Here is a 23,814-nt window from a genome sequence, read left to right as displayed (position 1 = left end):
GCTATTGATGGTTAGAGTTTGTCGGTTTCGACCGGATGCATGGTGATCAGCATCCCGAGCACGGGATGGTCGAGGTAGTGCAGTTCGGTACTGCGTATACGACGGCGCAGTTGTTTGAGCTGGTACACAACCGGCTCGTCGGCTTCTTCAATGAAGAACTCAAAGCGGTTTGTTTCCGGCCGGGTCCGTAACATGATATCGGCATCGACATGCAGGTAACGTGACAGGATCACGCGGATATACGCTTCCAGTTCGCCACGTTTGCCCTGGAGGGCCGTCTCTGTTTCCTCTGCATCCTCGGCTGATGCGGGAATTGTCCGGCTCAGGTGGACATTGAGCGCCTCTTTGTCGCTCATACCGGGCTGGCGCCATGCGGTATGCATCAGCACCCGGCGAGTCGATGACTCCTCGATTTTTTTAGCCGCATCGTTCAGGCGATACTCGCTCGTGGGCAGGCTTTTGAAGGTCAGTGACGGATCGTAGTTATCCGGGATCGGGCCCGGAAAGGGGCGGTCGAGTTCGAGCATGACCTCGGACTCGGGCAGACCCTGTTCCACCGAGCTTGGCCAGATTTCACTTTCTCTGCCGCGCTGACCAAGGTGCTCGAAGATGATCAGTTCGACATCGTAATAACGCACTTCCTCCTCGTCGGCGCCAATCGCGCCCAGTGGCAGCAGAGCGAGAATCGCCAGGCACAGATATTTTTTCAATGCTATATTCCTTGCTAACTATCAGGAGTGTAATGTAACCAATTATACCCCGACTTGACCAGCGAGAGGTGTTATGGCCGTCAAAGAAGTGCTAAAAATGGGGCATCCGCTGTTGCAACAGGTTGCCGGGCCGGTGAGCGAATTCAATACGCCGGAGCTCGACGACCTGGTCGCGGACATGCTCGATACCATGCAGGCCCTGGACGGCGCCGGCCTGGCCGCGCCCCAGATTGGCGTGTCGCAGCGGGTGGTGATCTTCGAGGTGGCCGCCAACCCTCGCTATCCCGAGGTTGAGAGCGTGCCGCGGACTATCCTCATTAACCCGGTCATCACCCGGATGGATGAGGAGCGCGAAGTGGGCTGGGAAGGGTGCCTGAGCGTGCCGGGCATGCGGGGCCTGGTCCCGCGCTATACCCGGATCCGCTACAGTGGCCTCGATCCGGCCGGGACGCCCATCGAACGCGAAGTCAGCGGCTTTCACGCCCGGGTCGTGCAGCACGAAGTGGACCACCTCGACGGCATCCTCTATCCGCAGCGGATGGAGGATATGCGCTATTTCGGCTTCGAGGAGGAACTGGTTCAATACGGCGTGCCTGGTAGTGGGCCAGCGTCCCGGGAATAAATCCAAAGATAGTTGGCAGAGGGCAGTTAGCAGTCGGCAGTTGCCGGAGCGGCTACACTGCGATTTGATTCGGGACAGGGTGCGGTACAGTGGTGTTCCATCGTGCGTGATGCTATGACGCACATGACAGAGAGAAAATTATTTTGGCAAGAATAAATAAAACCGGATAAAAATACAGAAAAAGTCAGACAGGATTGGATAGATGGGTTGGTTGAAAATTATTCATGTCAGTACGGTGGTTATCACGATCAGTCTGTTTGTGATCCGCGGATTGGGGCTGTTCATGAACGCGGGCTTCATGCGCCAGAAGTGGGTGAAGATCGTTCCGCATGTTAACGATACCGTGTTGCTGGTCAGCGGTATCTGGATGGCCGTGCTGATCCAGCAGTATCCGCTGGTGCACGGCTGGCTGACTGCCAAGTTGATCGCCTTGCTGGTGTATATCGGGCTGGGGTTGATGGTGTTCCGCTTTGCCAGAAGCCGGCGCGAGCGACTGGCGTACTGGCTGGTGGCGATTCTGGTGTTTGTGTATATGGTGAGTGTGGCGTTGTATCATCATCCGCTCGGGTGGCTGGTCACTCTCTAATACTTTCCCTCCCCTTCAAGGGGAGGGGTAGGGAGGGGTGATCTGTCGTCATGTCGGCACAAGCCGGTGTCCATTTTGCTTTGTGGGAGGCGATTTCATCGGCGACTTGCGTTAGGGCCACCGTGCTATCAAAAGGATCGCCCTGCGGGCGAGCTGTGATTTTGAAAGCGGGCTCTCGCGCCCGCGCGGCGAGTAACTTTTTGAAGCGGCAAAAAGTCACCAAAAACCGCTCCCGAAAGACGCCGCCGGTCCAGCCATTTCCAATGGCTGAACCGGTTCCCTGCGCTTCTCGCTCCAGTCGGGCTCGCCAGACGGCACCTCCGTGTGCCGACTGGCGAGTGCGCGCGTCCATGCGCGCACCCTTCGGGCGATTCCTCCCTCCACTGCGATGCTCGGCGGCGTCAGACGGGAATTAAGAGCCCACTAGCCAGGATTAGGGGTTATCGCGTATTGTGTCTTTATTCATAGCTGAGCTGGATCTTAAAGATATGCCGCAAGGTCAACAAAGTCATAACTTATTGATCCTGATCGCAATTTTTTGGGAAGGGGCTCAGGGGTAGTATACTAATTTATACTCCAATGTGGTTTAGTAGGTAAATAGCTGTATTGTCCCCGGAATTTAGAAAAACGGGGAAATGCTTGCTAAGATTGAAGAACTATATATGAATTGCTTATAGATATACTGGCGCAATAATTCATTAATTTATAAAGCTGTTGCAAATAGTTATGGAAGAATTACTTAATTTTTCAGTTAAGGCCAAGAATCTAAAATGTTTTGGCGAACAAGAACAGGGCTTTGATCAGATAAAGTCAATTAATTTAATAATAGGCCGGAACAACTCAGGAAAATCAACTCTTATTGACTTAATCGACTATGCAATAAAAGGAAAGGTTGATATTCCTGAGGGGAATTGGCATGGCCGAAATAATCCAGAAATAATTGCTGAAGCCAAATTGGTCGAGCAAGAACTAAGAGGGGTTTTTCGTGAAAACACAAGTGGCGGGTTATTAACCGGAAATCATTGGCAATTTGGGAAAAGATTCATTGGTGCGGTGTTAACGTGGAGTTTAGGGGCTGCGCAAGGGCAAAAGTTTGTATCAATCGGAAATTGTTTAGATGGTTCAAGACCTCTAGATCAAATTGAGAATGGGCATAACTTTTTGCAGAAAATAGCTGACAAAAAGAAAAATCCACTATCCCAAAAACTATTCCGCCGTATTTATGCTGAAAGAAATATTGCGCCAGAAAGTGATAATTCTAATCTGGATATATATGGCGATGGCAGGGGTGCTACTAATATAATTCAAAATTTTATTAATAAGGCTAACTTACAAAGCGAGTTGGTTGAGCGAAATCTACTTGATGAACTGAATAAGATATTTTTAACAGACGCTGTCTTCATTGATATCGTATGTCAACAACTTGATTCTGGGTTGTGGGAAATATATCTCGAGGAAGAATCTAAAGGTAGAGTCCCTTTGTCGCAATCAGGTAGTGGCCTTAAAACAATTATCTTGGTGCTTATTTATATTCATCTTATCCCGGTTGTTGCTGAAAGACCATTGTCTGATTTCGTTTTTGGGTTCGAAGAATTAGAAAACAATCTCCATCCTGCACTACAAAGAAGGCTTCTTTCATACCTGCGCAATATTTCTGATACATTCGGATGTATATTCTTTCTTACTACTCATTCTAACGTTGAAATAGATCTCTTTAGTAAAGATCAGGAGGCGCAATTACTGCATGTAACTCACGATGGTGCTAAGGCAGCTGCTCGAACTGTAAAGACATATATCGAAAATCGTGGGATATTAGACGATTTAGATGTTCGTGCTAGTGATTTGCTGCAATCTAATGGCATCATCTGGGTAGAAGGCCCTTCAGATAGAATTTACTTAAATCGATGGATTGATCTCTGGTCTAATGGTCAACTAAATGAAGGCAACCATTATCAGTGTGTTTTTTATGGTGGAAGACTTTTAGCTCATTTATCTAGTGAGGAGCCAGAGCTGGTCGAAGAAGGTATTTCAATATTGAGGGCGAACAGAAATTGTGCAATTTTAATCGATAGTGACAAGCGTACACAACAGGCGAGACTAAACTCTACGAAACGACGCATTATTGAGGAAATTAGTGACAATGAAGGGTATTCATGGGTCACAAAGGGAAAAGAGATAGAGAATTATATTCCAGCTGAGTCTATTGCCACTTGGCGCGATAGCCAGAATATTGAGCAAGTAGATCAGTACGCTAATTTTTTTGATTACCTTGATGGGGTAGAGAATGGCCAAGGTTATTATTATTCTAGTAGAAAGTCACTCCTTGCTGAAAAATTAGCTCCACATATGACTCGAGAGTCAATAGCTGGAGTGCTCGATCTGGGAGAAAAGCTTGAAGAGCTATGCCGAGTTATCAGAAGTTGGAATAACTTATAACAGCACAAGAAAAAGGTGGTAGATTTATTTCTGTAATTTCTTTTCTTTGCGTCCTCTGCGCCTTCGCGCCTCTGCGTTGAAAAAATATTAAATTCAGGCTGCTTCTTTTTCTGCCAATGTCGCCAGCAAGTTGTTGAGTTCCTTGATCCGGTCCCCGGTATCAGGAAGTTTCTTGTTAATACGTATTTTCTAGACAACATTGAATTTGTACCCGTTAGGATATTTCTGGATTGGCTGGATGATCCACATAATCCGTAAAGTTCCCTTTTTTAGTCTTGACCGAGAGATCGAAAACATATCTACTTGGGCCGACAATCATTGTTTCCTGACAAAAAGATGGCTGATCAATTTTGGTGGGACAAAATGACTAATCAGGTAAAGGCCCTGGTGGCCGATGTTGGATCGGATTTCTTAACCCCGCTTCCCCGGCATTGGGTTCGTATGGGGCTGATCCTGATCTTCCTTGTTCTGGGTGTGTTCCTCGTCTATGCAACCGGTGGCGCTGGCGGACCCTATACCTACGCCTTGCTGTTTCCGATCCTGGTTGCCGGTTTTTTCTACGGAGTGACGGGTGGAGTGGCGATAGGCGTGGTGGCCCCTCTTCTGATCGGTCCCTGGATGCCCTTTGACGTGGTTCTCGCGACTCCACAGACGATTGAGCAATGGCTAATCCGGTCAGGAGCCTTCCTGCTTGTCGGGTCTGTCACCGGGGTACTGTTCACTACGTTGTATCGGCGTCAGGCTGCCCAGTTGGCGATGATGCGAAAGGACCCGGCAACCGGTCTTCCCAATCAGGCGGCCTTTCAGAACGATCTTGACGCTTGCCTGGCCCAATTGCCGGACAATGTTCCCAGCCCCGGGGTGGCCCTGATACGGGCCACCGATCTGGCGGAAATCGTGGATATCCTCGGTCTTGAGGGTGCCGACCATGTGATGCGGAAGTGGGCCGATCAGATCAATCGGACCTTGCCGGAACTCGGTGGGCTCTATCGCTTTTCCAGCTCGGAGCTGGGTCTGATCCTGCCTGTGGACCCGGGAACCTCAACCCGACGGCTTGCCCGACAAATCCACGATGCGGCCAGAGCCTCGCTGGAGGTGGATGACGCCCCCGTTCGGCTGGAACCGGCCATCGGGGTGGGCCACGCGGGGCCGGATACGGGTGTTCAAGCCACAGAGCTAATCCGCCGTGCGCGGGTGGCCCTGCATCGGGCTCAAACACTCGACAGGGACTGGGTCAACTACGAGCCCTCGCTCGAAACGGACAACCACCAGAGTGTCACATTGATCGCCCAGGCCGAGGAAGCCCTGGAGGCGGGGGAGTTTGAGCTCCATTTTCAGCCCAAGGTCCGCCTCAGTGATCGGCAACCTGGCGGGGTGGAAGGCCTGATCCGCTGGCGCCACCCGGAGAACGGATTGATTCCCCCCGGACAGTTCATGCCCAAGCTCGAGCAGACCAGTCTTATCGAGCCTTTTAGTCGGTTCGTGATCCGTCAGGCGGTCGAACTCGCCCGCAGCGGCCTGGCCACGCCGGTAAGCCTCAACCTGGCCACCCGCAACCTGGCTGATTCGGCCATGGTGACCTATCTGCTCGATCTTCTGCGGACTACCGGGACCGATCCCGCCAGCCTCCTGGTGGAAGTCACCGAAGGCGGTATCATGCGGGAGCCGGACATGACCCTGGGGCTGCTCCATCAGCTTCGCGACTCCGGGGTGGGCGTCAGCATCGATGATTTTGGAACCGGTTACGCCTCCTTTGCCTACCTTCGGAACATCCCCGCCACGGAGCTCAAGATCGATCGCTCATTCGTCTCACCTATTGTGGGTGACGAGCGCGTCCGGCGGATGGTAAGCGCCATGATCGAAGTGGGCCACGCTCTCGGGATGAAAACGACGGCGGAAGGCGTGGAAACCGAGGCGCAGGCCAGCGTTTTAGCGGAACTGGGTTGCGAGCTTGGCCAGGGATTCCTCTGGAGTCCGGCGTTACCGGAACCGGAGCTCCAAAACTGGATAGCCCACTTCGGTGAGGACAAGGACGAGAACTGAAAAGAAAGATGACAGATTCATTTTCTTTATCCAAGCTTCCTCTCTGTGGGAGGCGATTCCATCAATTCACGGGGACAGTATACCTATTTCCGTATTTAACTAGAGACTAGCCCCTAGCCCCTGATCTTCAGGCTGCTTCTTTTTCTGCCAGTGTCGCCAGCAGGTTGTTGAGTTCCTTGATCCGGTCCCCGGTATCGGGCAGTTCCTTGTTGATGCGCAGTTTTTCGCCGCCGTCGAGTTTGTAGTCGTTGGGGTGTTGCTGGATGAGCTGAATGATCCGCATGGGATCGATGTCGGGTTGTTCGACGAACAGGATGCGGCCGCCTTCTTCGCCCAGTTCGATCTTGCGGATGCCCAGTGGGAGGGCCTGCAGTTTGAGTTGGGTGACGGCAAACAGGTTTTTGACGGCGTCGGGCAGCAGGCCGAAGCGGTCGATCATCTCAACCTGCAGATCCTTGAGTTCCTGCGAGTCGGCGGCGTTGGCGATGCGTTTGTAGAGGATCAGCCGCTCGTGGATGTCGGGCAGGTATTCCTCGGGGATCAGGGCGGGACAGTGCAGATCGATCTCGGCGCCGTGATTGAGGGGTTTGTCCAGTTGGGGTTCGTGGCCCTCTTTTAATGCCTTGACCGCGCGCTCCAGCAGTTCGGTATACATGTGATAACCGATCTCCATCATCTGACCGCTCTGTTCGTCGCCCAGCAGCTCCCCGGCGCCGCGGATCTCCAGATCATGGGTGGCGAGGGTGAAGCCGGTGCCCAGGGTCTGGATCGATTCGATCGCTTCCAGGCGCTTGAGCGCGTCCTGGCTCATGGCCCGGCGCGAGGGGGTGATCAGATAGGCGTAGGCGCGATGGTGCGAGCGGCCGACTCGGCCGCGTAACTGATAGAGCTGGGCCAGGCCGAAGCGATCGGCGCGGTTGATGACGATGGTGTTGGCCGACGGGATGTCGATGCCGGTTTCGATAATGGTGGTGCAGACCAGAATATTGAAGCGCTGGTGATAGAAGTCGGACATCACCTGTTCCAGCTCCCGCTCGCGCAGCTGACCGTGAGCGTGACGAATCGTCGCTTCGGGCACCAGCTCGGTCAGTTTGGCGACCTGTTTTTCGATGGTTTCGATATCGTTGTGCAGGAAGTAGACCTGGCCGCCGCGGCGGATCTCGCGCTGGCAGGCTTCCTGGATCAGGCCGTCCTGCCATTCACTGATAAAGGTCTTGATCGCCAGACGCCGCGCCGGCGGAGTGGCGATGATGGAGAGATCGCGCATACCGGACATGGCCATGTTCAGGGTGCGCGGGATCGGGGTGGCGGTCAGCGTCAACACGTCCACCTCGGCGCGCAGTGCCTTGAATTTGTCCTTCTGGCGCACGCCGAAGCGGTGCTCCTCGTCGATGATCACCAGCCCCAGGTTGTTGTACGTCACATCACTTTGCAGCAGCTTGTGGGTGCCGATGATGATGTCCACCTTGCCGGCTTCGAGCTCGCGCAGGATCGCCTGTTGCTGCTTGGCACTGATAAAGCGGGAGAGGACCTCGACCCGCACCGGCCAGTCGGCAAAGCGATCGCGGAAGTTCTCCAGATGCTGCTGGGTGAGCAGGGTGGTCGGGGCCAGCACCGCCACCTGTTTGCCGTCCTGTACGGCGATGAAGGCGGCGCGCATGGCGACCTCGGTCTTGCCGAAGCCGACATCACCGCAGACCAGGTGATCCATGGGCTGATCGGCACGCATGCTTTTGAGGACGTTGTCGATGGCCTGTTGTTGATCGGGCGTCTCTTCAAACGGAAAGTCGGCGGCGAAAGCGCGATACTGGGCCTCGTCAATATGATAGGCGTAACCGTGGCGGGCCTCGCGCTGGGCGTAGATGTCCAGCAGTTCGGCGGCCACGTCGCGCACCCGCTCGGCGGCCTTGCGCCGGGCCTTCTCCCACTGGCCGCTGCCCAGCTTGTGCAGCGGCGCGGTCTCCGGCGAGGCGCCGGTGTAGCGGCTGATCAGATGCAACGAGCTGACCGGCACATAGAGCTTGTCGCCGCCGGCGTACTCCAGAGTCAGAAACTCGGTGTCCTGGCCGTTGAGCTGCAGGGTCTGCAGCCCCTTGTAGCGGCCCACGCCGTAATCCTCGTGGACCACCGGCGCATCGACAGTCAGCTCGGCCAGATTGCGGACGATGGCGTCGCTGTCGCGATCGCTTTGTTTGCGCCGACGCCGCTGCAGGACCTGCTGGCCGAACAGCTGGGTTTCGGCGATGACCGCCAGGGCGGGGTCGTTCAGCAGCAGCCCCTGATCCAGCGGCGCCACGGTGATGGCCAGCGGCTCGTCGCTGTCGACAAACTGTTGCCAGCTCTCCACCTCGCGCGGGCGGATGTGGTAGTGGCCGAGCATCTCCAGAATGTATTCGCGCCGGCCGGTGGTTTCGGCGGCGAACAGGGCGCGGCCGGGGAAGTGGTCGAGAAATGCCTTGAGCTGGCGGGCCGGCTCGGCGGCGCGCACGTCCAGGTTCAGCGGGGGCGGGGCTTCGGTGGCGAACTGGATCGCCGAGTCATCCTCGAACTTGAAGTTTTGCAGCGCGACCCGTGGGTGCTGTTTGAGGCCGGCGAATAGCTCCGGGACCGGTAAAAACAGCTCGGGCGGGCTGAGCAGGGGGCGTTCCTGATCGTGGCGCAGCTGCTCGTAGCGGTGGCCGACCTCACCCCAGAACGCCTCGGCGGCCTCCTCGAGGGAGGCTTCGCCCAGGAACAGGGTTTCGCCCGGCAGGTAGTCGAACAGGGTGGCCATCTGTTCGTGAAACAGCGGCAGGTAGTATTCGATTCCGGCGCTGGCCAGCCCCTCGCTCACATCCTGGTAGACCCGTGCCTTTTGCGGATCGCCCTCGAAGCGGGCGCGAAACGCCTGGCGAAAGCGGGAGATGGCCTCCTTGTGCAGCGGGTACTCGTGGGCCGGCAGCAGGCGGACCTGGTCGACCTTGTCGGTGGAGCGCTGGGTTTCGGGATCGAAGATCCGGATGCTTTCGATCTCGTCATCGAACAGTTCGATGCGATAGGGCCGGTCACTGCCCATGGGAAACAGATCGAGAATGTTGCCGCGTACCGCGAACTCGCCGTGCTCCATCACCGCCGAGACACACTGATAGCCGGCTGACTCCAGGCGCCGGCGCATCGCGTCCAGTTGCAGCGTCTGGCCGAGATCCAGCATCAGGGTATTGGCCTGCAGATAATCGGGCGGTGGCAGGCGGTGCATCAGGGTCTGTACCGGAATCAGCAGGATGCCCTGCTGCATAGCGGGCAGCTGATAGAGGCTGGTCAGGCGCCCGGAGATGATGTCCTGATGGGGCGAGAAGACATCGTAGGGCAGGGTTTCCCAGTCCGGAAAATTGAGAATCGGCAGCTCGGTGTCGGCCAGGTAAAAGCGCAGCGCGTATTCCAGCCGCTGGGCGGCGGCGGTGTCGGCGGCAATGACCACCAGCGGCCCGTTGTGTTCACGGGCCGCCTGGCTGATGACCAGCGCCGGGCTGTTGCCATACAGCTGTCCCCAGCGGGACAGTTCGCCGGCACGGGCGGGCAACGGCGGATGAAACGGATTACACAGGGAGACGTCTGACATGCGAACGGTTGGCGGCTGACCACGGCGAAAACAGGGCGGCTATTTTAGCCGGTTCGGTGGCGGATGTGAAAACTATCCGCGCCGTTCACGGCCGGAATTCAGCGAATTTCATCGATCGAGAGTTTTTTATCCATAATATTGGGCGTGATCAGCCCGTGCCCCTGCTGCTGCCAGTGGACCAGTTCGGTGATGGCCGACGGGGCCAGTTTGATGAAATCCTGGAAGTCGTCGGTGCTGTAATCATAATCCTTGGCGGCCAGACCGCAGACGATGAACTCCACCCCCAGCTGGTCGTAATACTTCATCCGATCCACCGCGTCTTTGTATTTTTCATAATTATGTTTGGCGACTGTGACGATCTCGGTGCCGTGAATCACCACCTTGACACTCATGAACTCGGGCGAAAAGTTATACGGCGCCTCGCCCAGCGGATTGATATAAGAACGTACCCAGTACAGTGCCGAGTTGATCTTCTCCGGGTGATCGAAATAGAAGTCGAACACCACTTTGGGATCCTCGTACGGGGTTTTGACAATCTCCCCGCTATGCACAGGGCTATAGAACAACAACAGAGCGGACAACAGAACAAGTGGACGGGTCATGGCGGCACTCCTTTAACGGGGCCTGTATAACCCAGTATAGAAGAGACAGGGCCGAGTAACGAGGAACGAGTGACGAGTAAAAGCGCCGTTAACAGAAATAAATATGTCTTGTTAAGCGTAATGTTATTGCGTCGGGCAAAAGAAAAGGGCCGGGGAAGAGGATGATATTGCTCCTCGTCCCTCGGCCCTCGTCACTCGTCCCTGTGTTTTTAGAAGTCCAGATAAAGTCCGACAAAGGGTCCGTCGAATTCCATGTTGGCATCGACATCATCCAGATCATCCAGTTCCAGTTCCAGTGAACGGTAACCGGCTTCAACCCCGAGCAGGAAGTCCGTGGTGTAACTGACCTTGGCGGTATAGTCGGTCAGGCTGTTATCACCTACGCTCAGGGCGCTGCCTTCCAGGCGCAGTTCCACGCCGGGCCACGGTGTGGCGCCGATACCGAGATACCCCATGGGGACGACGCCGTCGAAGCTGTTGGTGACAGTTTTCTCGTTACCGCTGGTCTGACGCAGGGTCGCCTCGGCGTCAATCATCTTGGCGGTAAGCCCGAAATCAAAACTGACCACATTATCCAGCAACTGCCAGTAGAGTGTGACGTCGGTGTGATCCAGTTGCAGTTCGGAGGTAATGTCTTGGTTGGCCTCGTAGGTTTCGCCGCCATAGGTGAATTCCGAATTGATCGTCCCGGAGCCGTTGCTGGTCAGGCCGGTCCGCATCAGCTTGACGTTGGGGATCAACGGCACGGGGTGTTCGACCAGGGCGTAGAAATAGCCCTCCTGGTCATCCTCCAGATTGAGGTCGTCCTGCAGATCCGCGTTGTGGTTGCTGTTGGAGGTCTGATAACGGAGGTGACCGCCGGGGGTGTGGTCCCACATGCCGGCACCGAAGCGTGCGCCAAGGGTGTCCGCGAAGGCTGTCGAGCTTACCGCCAGCGCGGGCAGGATAATGGCAAGTTTACGTAACATCATGATCGGTTCCTTATTGGGTAGTGCGTGAATTCCTGATTATAAGTGTAATTATTATCGTATTGATTGTGAATGCAAGGAGTTTAATTCAGATTTGTGCGGCGGTTACAGACCCGGTGAGGCCGGGTTACTGCCGCAGGGTCAGGGTATCGCCCTTCTGGCTCATCTCCAGCTGGCGGAGGAAACTCATACCGAGCAAAATTTCGTCATGTCCGGCATGGGGATTGATGGAGGCGGGCAGATCGCCAAGCCGGATATTGCCGAGGCTGACGCTGTCGAGCCGGGTGCTGTATCCCCGGGCCACGCCGTTGGCGGTCTGAAACTGAACCTGCCGCCCGCGGGGAAGATCGAGCCGGTTGGCGATTTTTTCCGGAATGGCGATATCCGTGGCACCGGTGTCGAGCAAAAAGGTGACTTCCTGGCCGTTAATCCGGCCGTTCGCAATATAATGGCCCTGGCGGTTTTGCTTGAGCACCACCTCGCTGCGACCGTCGTCGGCCTGGCGTTGGGTTACCTGCTGGTTGGGGTTGTGCTGATCGCCCAGGTACTTGTCAAAAAACAGGGTCAGCAGGGCCAGGATCACCAGCCACATGGCAAACACCATGCTCTTGCCGATCTTCTGTTGCTGTTGTTCGGGTGAATTCATCTCACTATCCTGTTGCGCCGTTCCGGCAGGTTGTCCTTTCGAGCACACAGCGCACCGAAACATTGTACACATTGACCGCAAACCAGGTTCTCGCAAAGGCGCAGAGCCCGCTGAGTATGATCGATATCAGGTTACTTTGCGCCGTGGCGTCTTTGCGAGAGATAAGCTTTTCCTTCTGCTGCATACCCGACCAGACCACGAAAAAACTGCGCTGTGGCGGGCGCTTTTGATTATTTGCGGTCGCGATAGCGCAATAACAAGTCATCGTAGGCGTCGATGCGCCGATCCCGCAGATAGGGCCACATACGCCGTAGCGTCTCGCTGCGGGTCAGGTCGATCTCGCTCATCAGCAACTGCTCCTCATCGGCGGGGGCTTCGGCGAGTATTTCGCCCTGCGGACCGGCGACGAAACTGTGGCCCCAGAAATGAATGCGATCGCCGTTGACCGGATCGGTTTCCACGCCGGTGCGGTTGCAGGCGAGCACCGGCAGGCCGTTGGCGACCGCATGGGCGCGCTGGCTGAGCTGCCATGCGTCCAGCTGGCGCTGCTGTTCCTCGTCGGTGTCCCGTTCGTCCCAGCCGATGGCGGTGGGATAGAGCAGCAGCTGGGCCCCGGCCAGCGCCATCAGCCGCGCCGCTTCCGGGTACCATTGATCCCAGCAAACCAGCACGCCGAGACGGCCGACAGAGGTGTCGATGGGGGTAAAGCCGAGATCGCCGGGGGTGAAATAGAACTTCTCGTAATAGCCGGGATCGTCGGGGATGTGCATCTTGCGATAGATCCCGGCAATGCGGCCGTCGGATTCCAGTACCACGGCGGTGTTGTGGTACAGGCCGGCGGCCCGTTTTTCGAACAGCGAGGCGACGATCACCAGGCCCAGTTCGCGGGCCAGCGCGCCCAGCCGGTCGGTGCCGGGCCCGGGGATCGGTTCGGCCAGATCGAACAGGGCCGGATCTTCGCGTTGGCAGAAATAGAGCCCGGTATGCAGCTCCTGCAGTAATACCAGCTGTGCACCGGCCCCGGCTGCCTCACGGATACGCGTTTCACTGGTTTGCAGATTGGCCTCGCGCTCGGCACTGCAACGCTGCTGGACCAGGCCAACTTTCAGAGACTGTTTCATGCGAGCGATTTCCGGTTACTCCAGGGGGATAGTGTAGCAATGCCGCGACCGTCAAGGATATACGCATTTATCAAATCTGGTTATACTGCAAATGATGAGTGGATTCACGGCAAGGGGAAACGGATGAAATCATTGCTGGTTATCGGCCTGGCACTGTTACTGGGTGGCTGCAACACCACGCCGAATGAGCTGGATGCACTGGACAAGGTCTTGCGCGCTTACGAACACAGCATCCGCTGGTCGCGCCTGGAACTGGCCGGGCAATACTATAAAGATCCCCCCACCTTCAGCAAGCGCGATAAAGAACGCCTCAAGGAGATCAAGGTAACCGGTTACAAGGTCATGGACCTCAGGGCTTCCAAAACCGAAGCGGTCCATTTGGTGGAAATCAGTTACTTCAACACCAACAACGCCGTCGAAAAGGAATTCACCGATACCCAGCAATGGGAGTATGACGGGGAAGCCGAACGCTGGCAGTTGACCTCGGACTTTCCTGAATTCAAATAGTGGCCGGTTAACGGGCGCTGTCAAAGGTACTCCAACCCTCGATTTCAACCAGCAACTCCTTGCGGCATATATCGGCCTGCAGATAGAGCGGGGGACAGGCGCTGGCGAAGTGTTGCTGCATATAATCCCGAACCAGCGTGAAATCATCGGCGCGGCGCAGGTAGATCTTGAGCAGGGCCAGGTTGTCCAGATTGTCCCGGATCGGCGGGCATTGTTCCCGGGCCCGGGTCAGCAGGTGTTCTATGTTATCCAGGGTTAACTGCAACTGGCCCTGTATATCGCCCGTACGCCGGCTTTCATGACCCCGAATGCTGGCCGTTCCAGAGAGGTAAAACTGGGTACTGTCGGGCCAGTGTTTAACCGTGGCCCGGGAAAATGACGGACTCTTGGGTGCATAACAGGCCGGGTAATGAAATGCGCTTACCTGCAAGGGATTTTCAATCTGCAGCGCGGGTTCGTATGCGGCGATGAAGTAGATGACAAAACCGGCGCCGGTTGTGCCCAGCGCACTGGCCGCCGGCAGACGCGATTCGTAACCAGGCTCTGTTGCCAGTGCGGTATGTCGACCGGCGCAAAAAAGCCGGTAACGTTCCACGCCATGATCCGGGCCGACAATATCCGGCAGATAGTTCCACATACGCAACAGGTAGGGATAACCCCGCCTGCGCAGTTGCTCCAGGATTAGCGTATAGGCGTCTTGCGTTGCCTGTTCAAGTCCATTTCGCTCATCCACCTCCAGGGCACCGAATAAAAAGATACCATTGTAAAGCAGCTGCAACGGCCCGCTTTGTTCGTGTTGCATGGGGCGGTCGCTGCGCCATACCTCACAAGCGTGTTGCTGATCGCCGAGCACCGGCATTGCCACATCGATTTTCAGCAGATCGTCTTGATTGCGCGCAATGCGGCTGTTGCCGGCGCCGTAGCGAATTATCGCAAACGGCGGCGTTTTGCTGTCACTGTCAGTCGGGACAGGGGCGGTTGTGCCGAAATTGATAGACAGAAGTGACATAGGTGGTGGGGGGGTGGTTACGGCATCGCCATCCGGTTCGAGTGGGGGGTTAATTGAATACTGACACAAATTATATATAATCTGGCACCCGGCGGCCATACAAACACCCGTGTACCGCCTTGGCATAATTGCCGGCAATAACAATAATTAACGTGAGCCTCCCGGAATGGGGCCGTCTTTTACAGGATAACGAGCATGCCAGACTCTCTCACAGCGCTGTATGCCGGTGTGCACAGCACGGTCTTCGAACGCCCGGGCACGGATCCCATGCGGGGCGTTTGGTATTTTTTTGCCCCGGGCGCAGTCATTTATCCCTTGGCGCCGGTTGTCCATTGCATCAGCTAAGCTTGGCCCGCCGCGCTTCTTCATTGCTGGTGATTGCCTATCCGGTTGCCGTGCATTACGGCGTGGTCACGGGGCATTTTTTCCCGGCGATCGTGGTGCTGGGGGTGTTGGCCGGGGTGCTGGCGGGGGTGCGTACGCAGGGTTTTCGCTATTTGCCTGCCCTGCTGATTGCGACGCTTGTCATCCTGCTCGGGCTGAATCTGCAGGACCGCTTCGAATTGCTCATCTGGCCTCCACTGTTGTTTTACTTTGGTATCGCCGCGCTTTTTGCCCTGAGTCTGTTGCCCGGCCAGGAGCCGCTGGTGACCCGCTTTGCCCGCTTGCTGGATGGCGAGCCGGATGCGGCGGTGCGCCGCTACACACGGCAGGTCACACTGGCCTGGGTACTGTTTTTGACCCTGCTGGGGGTGGTGAGTGTCTTGCTAGCGTGTTGCGCCAGTCGTCAGGAGTGGTCGCTGTTTACCAACCTGCTGGGGTATCTGTTGGTGTTGCTGTTTTTCTTTATTGAGTTTGTTTTGCGCCGGCGGCGTTTTCCGCAGCGTTCGCGATACGGTTTTATCGGCTTCATGCGTAACATGGTACAACTCGTCTCCCGGGGTGGCTGGAAATGAGCCGGAAGCTACCGCTGACAACGCATCCGCCCGAGGCGATCATTGCCTGGCATCAGGGGGAGGCCATATCGACGCAGAAGTTTCTTGCTCAGGCGCAGGCGCTGGCGCAAAGCCTGCCCGAGGCGTCACACGCCGTGAATTTGTGTGAGGACCGTTATGCGTTTCTGCTGGCGTTTGCCGCGCTGTTGATTCGGGGGCAGGTGTGCCTGTTGCCGCCCAATCGGGCTACCGGCGTGGTCCACGCGGTGGCCGCGGATTATCCGGGCAGCTATTGTCTGGTTGATCAGCCTGGCACGGAACTGGCACTGAGCCAGTTTGCTGTCACCCCGCAGTCTGAGGTCAGCGGTATCAACCGCACCCCGCTGATTGACGCCAATCAGCAGGCGCTGGTGATCTTCACTTCCGGCAGTACTGATACCCCCCGGTCCTATGGCAAATACTGGGGCGATCTGGTGCGCGGGGCCGAGCTGGCCGCGGATCGTTTTGCGCTGGATCAGTTCGCCGGTGGGACGCTGGTTGCCACGGTGCCGCCACAGCATATGTACGGACTGGAATCCACCATTTTGTTTGCCTTGCATTCGCCGTTGGCGATGCAGGGAGAACGCCCGTTTTATCCGGAAGATGTGCGCCAGGCGTTGTTACAGGTGCCGGCCCCCCGGCTGCTGATCACCACGCCGGTGCACTTGCGTGCCTGTGTGGGTGCCGGGCTGGCATGGCCACCGATGGAGATGATTATTTCGGCCACGGCGCCCCTGTCCACTGCGCTGGCGGCCGAGGCGGAACGCCATTTTGGTTGTCCGGTGCAGGAGATTTACGGCTCGACCGAAACGGGCGCCATCGCCAGTCGCCACACTTTGACCGAACCGTTGTGGCGTCCCTATGAGAGCGTGCGCCTGCACTGCAAGGAGGGGCGTTGTCATGTGGAGGCCGATTTCCTGCCTCGGGCGATGCCGTTGAATGATATTATTGATTCCCGGGCGGCGGGTTTCACGCTGCTGGGGCGCGACAGTGATATGATCAATATTGCCGGCAAGCGCGCATCGCTGACCGATCTGACTCGCCGTTTGCAGGAAATCCCCGGGGTGGAAGACGGGGCGATGGTCTTGCAGGACGAAGAGCGCGAACGCGGCGGCCGGATCGGCGCGCTGGTGGTTGCCCCGGCCTTGTCCGAACGGGCGATACTGGCGGCCATGGGATCCGTGATGGATCCCGTCTTTATTCCGCGAACCCTCTATCGGGTGGAGCGGTTGCCCCGAAATGAAACCGGCAAGTTGCCACGTGCTGAACTGCTGGCCATGCTGGAACGTCTGCGTCAGCGCGATACCTGAACGTATGCCACAGCCAGCCAACGTGGCACCTTGCAACCTAACGTGAAGAGTGTATGTCGTTCGAGCCCTTACTGATTACCGCCTGCAGTACCATCAGCGCGCTCGGCCGGGGGCGCCAGATGGCGCAGGCGGCCTTGCTGCAGGAACGCAGCGGGTTGCGCGCCAATGATTACGATGACGGGCGCCTGACGACCTGGATTGGGCGGGTTGATGGTCTTGAATCGGTAGTGTTGCCCGATTCGCTGGCGCCGTTCGACTGTCGCAATAACCGTCTGGCGGCACTGGGGCTGGAGAGCGACGATTTTGCCGCCCGGGTGGCCACGGCCCGCCAGCACTACGGGGCCGGACGTATCGGCCTGTTTCTGGGTACCAGCACCTCGGGTATCGAGGCCACTGAACAGGCCTATCTGCAACGGGCTGACGACAACGGGCCGCTGCCGGCCAGCTTTGATTACCGGCATACCCACAATACCTATTCCAGTGCCGACTTTACACGCCGTTATCTCGAACTGGCGGGGCCGGCACAGGTGATCTCGACCGCCTGTTCCTCCAGTGCCAAGGTGTTTGCGACCGCCAGCCGCTACATCGAGGCGGGCTGGTGTGACGCGGCGGTGGTCGGCGGGATCGACAGCCTGTGTCTGACCACCTTGCTGGGCTTCAATGCCCTGGAACTGGTCTCCAGCGAGCCTTGCTGCCCCTGGGACAAGCACCGCAGCGGTATCAACATTGGCGAGGCGGCCGGCTTTGCCCTGCTGGAGCGGGCCGGCGGGCGAGCGGGCGTCGCGCTGCTCGGCTATGGTGAAAGCAGCGATGCCTACCACATGTCCACCCCCCATCCGCAGGGGGAGGGGGCCTTGCAGGCCATGCAACAGGCGTTGAATCACGCCAGCGTGACCCCGGATCAGGTGGATTATATCAACCTGCACGGTACGGCGACCCCCTCCAACGATCAGGCCGAGGATCAGGCGCTGGCCCGGCTGTTTGCTGATGTGCCGTGCAGTTCGACCAAGGGCTGGACGGGGCACACACTGGGTGCGGCGGGTATCACCGAAGCGATCTTTTGTGCTCTGAGTATTGAACAGGGATTTTTACCGGGAAGCCTCAATACGCAGGAGATCGATCCGGCCCTGGCCACGCCGGTATTGCGTCACACTGTGCAGCAGCCGGTACGGGTGGCGATGAGCAACTCCTTCGGTTTTGGTGGCAGCAACTGCGCCCTGGTATTCGGGTGGTGTGACTGATGCGGGTGAGTGTCGACAGTGTGGGTCTCATGGCCCCGGGGATGGCCGGATGGGACGCGGCCCGGTCGGTGCTGCGTGGTGAGCAGACGCTGGATCGGCAGCAGTTGCCGACATTTCGGCCCAATCTGCTGCCACCCAACGAGCGCCGTCGTACCACCGCCTTAATCAAGCTGGCGTTGCAGACCGCCGAGGATGCCTTGCAGCACAATCGCTATAGCATGAGCGAACTGGCCTCGGTGTTTGCCTCGTCGGAGGGCGACGGCGAAGTCGTGGATCGGATCTGCCAGAGCCTGACCTTGCCGGAACGGCCGGTCTCGCCGACCCACTTTCATAATTCCGTTCACAATGCGCCGGCGGGCTACTGGGCCATTGCCAGCCATTCACGGCAATTTTCCACTAGCCTGGCGGCGGGCGCGTATACCTTTACTGCCGGGCTGATTGAAGCGGCGACCGCCGCGACACTGCAACAACAGCCGGTATTGTTACTCTGTTATGACTCTGCCCTGCCGCCTGCCCTGGCCGGGCGTGGTTACGTGGACACCAGCTTCGCCACAGCACTCCTTTTGAGTGGGCAAGCGAATGCGGCAGCGCTTGGGAGTCTGCGACTCGAACTGAAGGCGGGCTCAACCCGGTTACCGGCGTTATCAAAAGAGCTGGAACAACTGCGCGAACACAATCCCGCGGCGGCATCATTACCGCTGCTGGTGGCTCTGGCGAAGGAGGAGGGGACCGACCTGAGCTTGCCATACCATGACGAACTGGCCGTGCAGATCGGGATTGATGTGTAAAATCGCGGGGGCTATCCCGCCCCCGCCCTGAACTGTTTGAGCGGAGCAGGGCGGGAACGCCGGGATAACAGTCCGACTGAGGTCAGACGCTGTCACCCAGGTGTTGGCCGTCGATGGGGTCCTCTAACCAGAAGGCGATATCTTTGCCCAGTGCCTTGACGGTGCGTCCCAGTACGGAGCAAGAACCTTTAAACCCGCCAAAAGCGCCACCGCCTGAGAAACGGGCGGCGGTGAAGGAGGCTACTTCCTTGCCGTTTTCATACAAGGTGCCGCTGACTTCGGTAAATTTTCTGTGTCCCAGAAAAGGGTTGCCCCGGCTGACTGCATCGACAATCTCGACTGACAGAACATGCCCTTCGCCCGCCGTATTGATACTGTCCACGCGATTTACCGCAATATTGTTCTCGCTGCCATAGGTGCGGATAAAGTTGGAAAGTTGCTCATTAATTATACATTCCGCCTTGATGTTGGGAGAGATTCTGGCGTCTTTCTTAAAAGGTATGAATTCGCGGATGGTGACATTCATGCTCGGGTTCTCAGGCAGGGGAGCCTCGCTGATGCCGCCATTAGCTTGCGTACCGGTTTGACAGGCGCCCAACAGTGGCAACATTGCCATAATGAACAGGATTTTTTTCATTGTCTGACTTCCTTTTGTTATTGGCTTGGACGGTAAATAGTCAGTGTCAGTGGGACAGGACTAATTAATTAAGCATACTGGCGTGTTTTTTTCTGTCAATAGACACATTGTTTATATGTGAAGCTCGTATCGCGCAGGCTGCCTGTATTATTCCTCATCCTGGGGGGTCGTCCCGCCGGCAAATTTCAGACGCGCATTACGTCGTCGGCGTATATAGAAACGTAGTGCACGCGGCAAGTTGGTAATAAAGCTCAGGTGGTAAATACCCTTGAACACCATCAGTGCCCAATGCACACGGGTGGTGCGGTAGACATCGCCTGCCAGCAGGGAGATGACAGCCTGTTCCATCTTTAATGTGTTACGGGGCGCCATAAACAAGTGGCGCATGGCCGGACTGTTGAACCGGTATATCATCCAGGAGAAGCGTTTGACGGCCCGACGCACATCCCGCTCGTAGGCTTTGAGTATGCGTTCGGCTTTGTGCGGCTGTTGCAGGCAACGATCGATCGCATCGGCGGCACGAAATGCACTGGACATGGCGATATACACGCCGCTGGAGAAGACCGGATCAACAAAGGTAAACGCATCGCCGACCAGCAGATACCCGGGACCGTGTGCCGTGTCGGAAATATACGAGAAATTACCGGTCGCGTTGACTTCGCTTACGCAGCGCGCCCCTTGCATGCGTGCCAATGCCGGCGGGCACAGGGCCAGTGTCTGCCAGAGAAATTCTTCCGGCGGGCACTGACGTTGTTTCAGGTATTCGGGGAAACAGACCGCGCCGACACTCATGGTTCCGTCGCGTAGCGGAATCATCCAGAACCAGCCATGCGCAAACCAGTAGATACTGATATTGCCGGCATCGCGGCCGGGCCGCCGGGATACGCCTTCGAAATGGCCAAAAATCGCCGCGCTGTTGTGTGCCGGATTGCGCTGTTTGAGCCCAAGCCGACGGGAGAGAAATGTATCGCGACCGGAGGCGTCGATGACAAAGTCTGTCTCGTAATAGTGCTGCTGGCCGGCGTCGTCCTGCGCGGTGATCCGTCGGGTTTGATCCTGATTTAACTCGACCTGGGTCACTTTCATGCCTTCCTGGACCCGGGCACCGAGGCGGGCGCAATTTTTCAGCAACAGGTGATCGAATTCGGAACGGCGTACCTCATAAGCATGGGGCGGGGTATCGGTATTCAACGCACGCTCGAAGTAATAGGTGCGGGGGTTGTCCGGTGCCTCGGGAACATTAAACTCGGCGCCGTATTTCATCACGCCAATCTGTTGCACTTGTTTGTCGATACCAAGCGCCCTGAACAGCGGCAGGTTCATCGGCAACAGCGACTCCCCGATATGAAAACGGGGATGGTGGTCTTTTTCCAGTAACACCACGTCGCGGCCTTTTTGCGCAAGCCGGGCTGCGACGGTCGAGCCAGCGGGGCCGCCGCCGATGATCAGCACCTGGCAGCGATGCGGTTTAGGACCCAGGGTATTTATTGTTTGATCGGTGGTGTCATGCATTAAGCCGGCCCCGGGTAATTATTCAGGACGATAGACGATTATCCATCATGTTGATCGATCGAATGCGTCGAGATTATGAACAGACGAGCGCGTTAATCAGTTCCCGGTTCGGCCTGGTTAATGTTGCCTGCCGAATCGGTCATTAAAAAAGTAGCATTTTTATTGTGCAATGCCAACGGAGGTATCTTTGTACCGGCGCAATATCGACGGCAGCTTGTTAAGCATACCTGCACGGTGCGATATTAAAGTACACCTGCGGGGAACTGCATGGTCAGGCAGTGCAGACTGCCGAACTGTTCAATTAATGGTCGACAATCGATACCGATGATCTCGCTGTCTGGAAAACAGCGTTGTAGCTGTGACAGTGCTTGCGGATCTTTCTCATCGCGGTACTGCGGGACCAACAGCGCGTCGTTCAGGATCAGAAAATTGGCGTAGCTGGCGGGCAGGCGTTCGCCCTGTGCATTGAAGATTGGTGCGGGCCAGGGCAGCGGGATTAACCGGTAGGGATGCCCATCACGGGTGCGCAGTTGTTCCAGTTCGCCCTGCATCGCCTGTAATTCCGGATAATGTTCATCTCCGGGATCATCGCACTGCATATAGGCGATCGTGTTGTCGGGGCAGAAACGGGCCAGCATGTCGATGTGACTGTCGGTGTCATCCCCGGACAGATAACCATGACTCAGCCAGTGGATGCGTTCGATCCCCAGCCACTGCTTCAGATGCTGTTCGATCTGCGCCTGCTCAAAACCGGGATTGCGATTCGGGTTGAGCAGACAGGCGCGGGTCGTCAGCAGGGTACCTTCGCCATCGGTATCGATGCTGCCGCCTTCCAGCACAAACTCGAGCGATTCCAGCGGTATCTCGCCAAAGCTGTCCTGACGTTGCAGCTCCCGGTTGATGGCGTTGTCCAGCCCGGCGGGGTGCTTGTTGCCCCAGCCGTTAAAGGTAAAGTCGAGCAGTCGCGGTTGATCGTTGGCCAGGACGGTAATCGGCCCGTGATCCCGGGCCCAGGTATCGTTACTCGGCGCGATGGCGAAGCGGACCTGGGTCAGCAGACAGGAGTGGCGAACAAGCTGCTGTTCGACATGCTGGCGATGGGAGGTGCCGGTCACCACGATCAACACTTTCTCGCGCTGGGCGATCTGACTGGCGATCTCGGCAAAGACGGGCTCCACCTCGTCCAGGCGTGACCCCCAGTCGCTGTCGGCATGCGGCCAGGTGAGCATGACGCCGCTTTGCGAGTTCCACTCGGCGGGCAACCGGCGTGTGATCATACAGGTTCAGGTTTTTGCAAAGGAGTGACTGTGGCGGTTATGGCTGGAGGGGTGCGGCGGCATCATCATGGGCTACCGCGTTAATGACATACTGATGTTCAAAGTAGACCGTGAAATCGGAATAGACCCAGCGGGTGATGGGTGGATCGCCCACCTTATTGTGTTTTGTGCGCGGTGTGCCAAAACGGTCTTCCACGGCGTTCATGTTCATGCCGCGACCGGGCAGGGTGAGACTGTGCGCCGCTGCGGACTCATCCTGCAGCGCCGGGGGAGCGGACGGCATCTCCAGCGTGTCGGCGTGAGCCGGTAGCAGAGAGATGGCGCTGAAAAGCGCGGTGAAAGCGGCGGTTTTCCACAACCTGGTCATGGGCGGACTCCTCTGGCACAGTGTTCGGCCGTCTATGCGGTAAAATATACTCTATCAATGATTTACACGCAAAAGTTTAAGCAGTTTTTCCAATGTTTGCCCTGACAGGTTGCCCAAATTGTGAATTTTGACCCGCCTCTGATTCCCGCCACACTGCTGTGTCGCTACAAGCGGTTTCTGGCCGATGTCCGCCTGGACAGTGGCGAGGAGCTGACCGTCCACACCCCCAATACCGGTTCCATGCTGGGCTGCGCCGATCCGGGGACCCGGATCTGGTTGCGCGACAGTGCCAATCCGGCGCGCAAATACCGCTATTCCTGGGAACTGGCCTCGAGCCCGGAGGGCATCCCCGTGGGAGTCAATACTCATCTGGCCAACCGGCTGGTAGAGGAGGCGATTGAGCAGGGGGTGATCCCCGAGTTACAGGGCTACACGCAGATCCGCCGCGAGGTGAAGTACGCCCAGGGCAGCCGGATCGATCTGCTGCTGTCGGCGCCCGGACGGGTGGATTGCTATGTGGAAGTCAAAAACGTGACGGCCCTGGATGACGGGCAGAGTGCGATCTTCCCCGATGCGCCCACCGAGCGGGGCCGCAAACATTTGCAGGCGTTGCGGGAGATGGTCCGGGCCGGCTATCGGGCCGTTCTGGTATTGCACGTGGCGCGCGATGATGCCCGGACGTTTCGCCCGGCGGCGGAGATCGATCCGGCGTATGCGCGACTGCTGGGCGAGGTGCACGCGCAAGGCGTGGAAGTGCTGGCCTGGGTGTCCCGTGTCTCAGCGCAGGCGATTGACCTGTATCGTTCGGTGCCTGTGCGCCTGGCGTGATGTGTTTTCACGCCAAGTATGTATAATGCCGC

Annotated in this window: 21 protein-coding genes; 10 read left to right on the top strand and 11 right to left on the bottom strand. The window is 57.2% G+C overall.

What is annotated here, in order from left to right:
- Positions 1–11 precede the first annotated feature (11 nt).
- On the bottom strand, positions 12–710 hold the full coding sequence (locus tag EDC23_RS06640) for a CsiV family protein (RefSeq protein WP_166668790.1): 699 nt from the start codon (positions 708–710) through the stop codon (positions 12–14).
- A gap of 73 nt (positions 711–783) precedes the next feature.
- Between EDC23_RS06640 and def the strand changes: the two genes are divergently transcribed.
- The 4 genes from def to EDC23_RS06620 all read left to right on the top strand — a co-directional run bounded on the left by def (position 784) and on the right by EDC23_RS06620 (position 6,397).
- Complete coding sequence (gene def, locus EDC23_RS06635; RefSeq protein ID WP_134082280.1) at positions 784–1,332, top strand: peptide deformylase; 549 nt, start codon at positions 784–786, stop codon at positions 1,330–1,332.
- A 202-nt stretch (positions 1,333–1,534) separates the two neighbouring features.
- Positions 1,535–1,918 (top strand): SirB2 family protein, encoded by a 384-nt coding sequence (locus EDC23_RS06630; RefSeq protein ID WP_134082277.1) that lies wholly within the window; start codon positions 1,535–1,537, stop codon positions 1,916–1,918.
- 726 nt (positions 1,919–2,644) lie between these two features.
- The gene (locus tag EDC23_RS06625) at positions 2,645–4,354 is read left to right on the top strand and encodes an ATP-dependent nuclease (RefSeq protein ID WP_134082274.1); all 1,710 of its coding nucleotides are present in this window, start codon (positions 2,645–2,647) and stop codon (positions 4,352–4,354) included.
- 363 nt (positions 4,355–4,717) lie between these two features.
- Positions 4,718–6,397 (top strand): putative bifunctional diguanylate cyclase/phosphodiesterase, encoded by a 1,680-nt coding sequence (locus EDC23_RS06620; RefSeq protein ID WP_166668789.1) that lies wholly within the window; start codon positions 4,718–4,720, stop codon positions 6,395–6,397.
- 127 nt (positions 6,398–6,524) lie between these two features.
- On the opposite strand, the gene mfd is transcribed toward EDC23_RS06620, so the two are convergent.
- The 5 genes from mfd to EDC23_RS06595 all read right to left on the bottom strand — a co-directional run bounded on the left by mfd (position 6,525) and on the right by EDC23_RS06595 (position 13,332).
- A complete protein-coding gene (mfd, locus tag EDC23_RS06615; RefSeq protein ID WP_134082268.1) occupies positions 6,525–9,995 on the bottom strand; it encodes a transcription-repair coupling factor in 3,471 nt (1,156 codons plus the stop codon).
- Positions 9,996–10,093: 98 nt separating this feature from the next.
- The gene (locus EDC23_RS06610; protein WP_134082265.1) at positions 10,094–10,597 is read right to left on the bottom strand and encodes a DsrE family protein; all 504 of its coding nucleotides are present in this window, start codon (positions 10,595–10,597) and stop codon (positions 10,094–10,096) included.
- Between the two features lie 209 nt (positions 10,598–10,806).
- On the bottom strand, positions 10,807–11,568 hold the full coding sequence (locus tag EDC23_RS06605) for a TIGR04219 family outer membrane beta-barrel protein (protein WP_134082262.1): 762 nt from the start codon (positions 11,566–11,568) through the stop codon (positions 10,807–10,809).
- Positions 11,569–11,692: 124 nt separating this feature from the next.
- On the bottom strand, positions 11,693–12,211 hold the full coding sequence (locus tag EDC23_RS06600; protein ID WP_134082259.1) for a retropepsin-like aspartic protease family protein: 519 nt from the start codon (positions 12,209–12,211) through the stop codon (positions 11,693–11,695).
- A 230-nt stretch (positions 12,212–12,441) separates the two neighbouring features.
- Complete coding sequence (locus EDC23_RS06595) at positions 12,442–13,332, bottom strand: carbon-nitrogen hydrolase (protein WP_279585917.1); 891 nt, start codon at positions 13,330–13,332, stop codon at positions 12,442–12,444.
- A gap of 123 nt (positions 13,333–13,455) precedes the next feature.
- On the opposite strand from EDC23_RS06595, the gene EDC23_RS06590 reads away from it, so the two are divergent.
- Positions 13,456–13,839, top strand: coding sequence for a hypothetical protein (locus tag EDC23_RS06590; RefSeq protein ID WP_134082255.1), 384 nt, complete (start codon positions 13,456–13,458; stop codon positions 13,837–13,839).
- Positions 13,840–13,846: 7 nt separating this feature from the next.
- Here the strand turns inward: EDC23_RS06590 and EDC23_RS06585 are convergent, their stop codons facing one another.
- Positions 13,847–14,848, bottom strand: coding sequence for a chorismate transformation enzyme, FkbO/Hyg5 family (locus tag EDC23_RS06585; RefSeq protein ID WP_134082252.1), 1,002 nt, complete (start codon positions 14,846–14,848; stop codon positions 13,847–13,849).
- A gap of 347 nt (positions 14,849–15,195) precedes the next feature.
- On the opposite strand from EDC23_RS06585, the gene EDC23_RS06580 reads away from it, so the two are divergent.
- The 4 genes from EDC23_RS06580 to EDC23_RS06565 are packed head-to-tail and all read left to right on the top strand — an operon-like array spanning position 15,196 to position 19,161.
- Entirely contained in the window at positions 15,196–15,804 is a 609-nt protein-coding gene (locus EDC23_RS06580) for a COG4648 family protein (RefSeq protein WP_208321298.1), read from the top strand.
- Entirely contained in the window at positions 15,801–17,132 is a 1,332-nt protein-coding gene (locus EDC23_RS06575) for an AMP-binding protein (RefSeq protein ID WP_134082246.1), read from the top strand. The genes EDC23_RS06580 and EDC23_RS06575 overlap by 4 nt, the downstream gene beginning before the upstream one ends.
- A 53-nt stretch (positions 17,133–17,185) precedes the next feature.
- Positions 17,186–18,373 carry a beta-ketoacyl-[acyl-carrier-protein] synthase family protein gene (locus EDC23_RS06570; protein WP_134082243.1) on the top strand — a complete coding sequence of 396 codons (1,188 nt, stop codon included), beginning with the start codon at positions 17,186–17,188 and terminating at the stop codon, positions 18,371–18,373.
- Complete coding sequence (locus EDC23_RS06565) at positions 18,373–19,161, top strand: beta-ketoacyl synthase chain length factor (protein ID WP_134082241.1); 789 nt, start codon at positions 18,373–18,375, stop codon at positions 19,159–19,161. Before EDC23_RS06570 ends, EDC23_RS06565 begins: the two co-directional genes overlap by 1 nt.
- A gap of 82 nt (positions 19,162–19,243) precedes the next feature.
- Here EDC23_RS06565 and EDC23_RS06560 read toward each other — a convergent pair whose 3' ends face one another.
- The 4 genes from EDC23_RS06560 to EDC23_RS06545 all read right to left on the bottom strand — a co-directional run bounded on the left by EDC23_RS06560 (position 19,244) and on the right by EDC23_RS06545 (position 22,954).
- Positions 19,244–19,798 (bottom strand): hypothetical protein, encoded by a 555-nt coding sequence (locus EDC23_RS06560; protein WP_134082239.1) that lies wholly within the window; start codon positions 19,796–19,798, stop codon positions 19,244–19,246.
- A gap of 147 nt (positions 19,799–19,945) precedes the next feature.
- Positions 19,946–21,250 carry an NAD(P)/FAD-dependent oxidoreductase gene (locus tag EDC23_RS06555; RefSeq protein WP_134082599.1) on the bottom strand — a complete coding sequence of 435 codons (1,305 nt, stop codon included), beginning with the start codon at positions 21,248–21,250 and terminating at the stop codon, positions 19,946–19,948.
- Between the two features lie 302 nt (positions 21,251–21,552).
- On the bottom strand, positions 21,553–22,587 hold the full coding sequence (locus EDC23_RS06550; protein WP_134082237.1) for an agmatine deiminase family protein: 1,035 nt from the start codon (positions 22,585–22,587) through the stop codon (positions 21,553–21,555).
- 37 nt (positions 22,588–22,624) lie between these two features.
- A complete protein-coding gene (locus EDC23_RS06545) occupies positions 22,625–22,954 on the bottom strand; it encodes a phosphodiesterase (RefSeq protein ID WP_134082229.1) in 330 nt (109 codons plus the stop codon).
- 120 nt (positions 22,955–23,074) lie between these two features.
- Here EDC23_RS06545 and sfsA point away from each other — a divergent pair, with 120 nt between their 5' ends.
- On the top strand, positions 23,075–23,782 hold the full coding sequence (gene sfsA / locus EDC23_RS06540) for a DNA/RNA nuclease SfsA (RefSeq protein ID WP_134082228.1): 708 nt from the start codon (positions 23,075–23,077) through the stop codon (positions 23,780–23,782).
- Positions 23,783–23,814: the final 32 nt, after the last annotated feature.

The sequence above is a fragment of the Thiohalophilus thiocyanatoxydans genome (assembly GCF_004366735.1).
Lineage (GTDB): Bacteria > Pseudomonadota > Gammaproteobacteria > UBA6429 > Thiohalophilaceae > Thiohalophilus > Thiohalophilus thiocyanatoxydans.
Note: the sequence above shows the minus strand (reverse complement) of the source record. Positions and strands in the feature narration are given on the sequence as shown.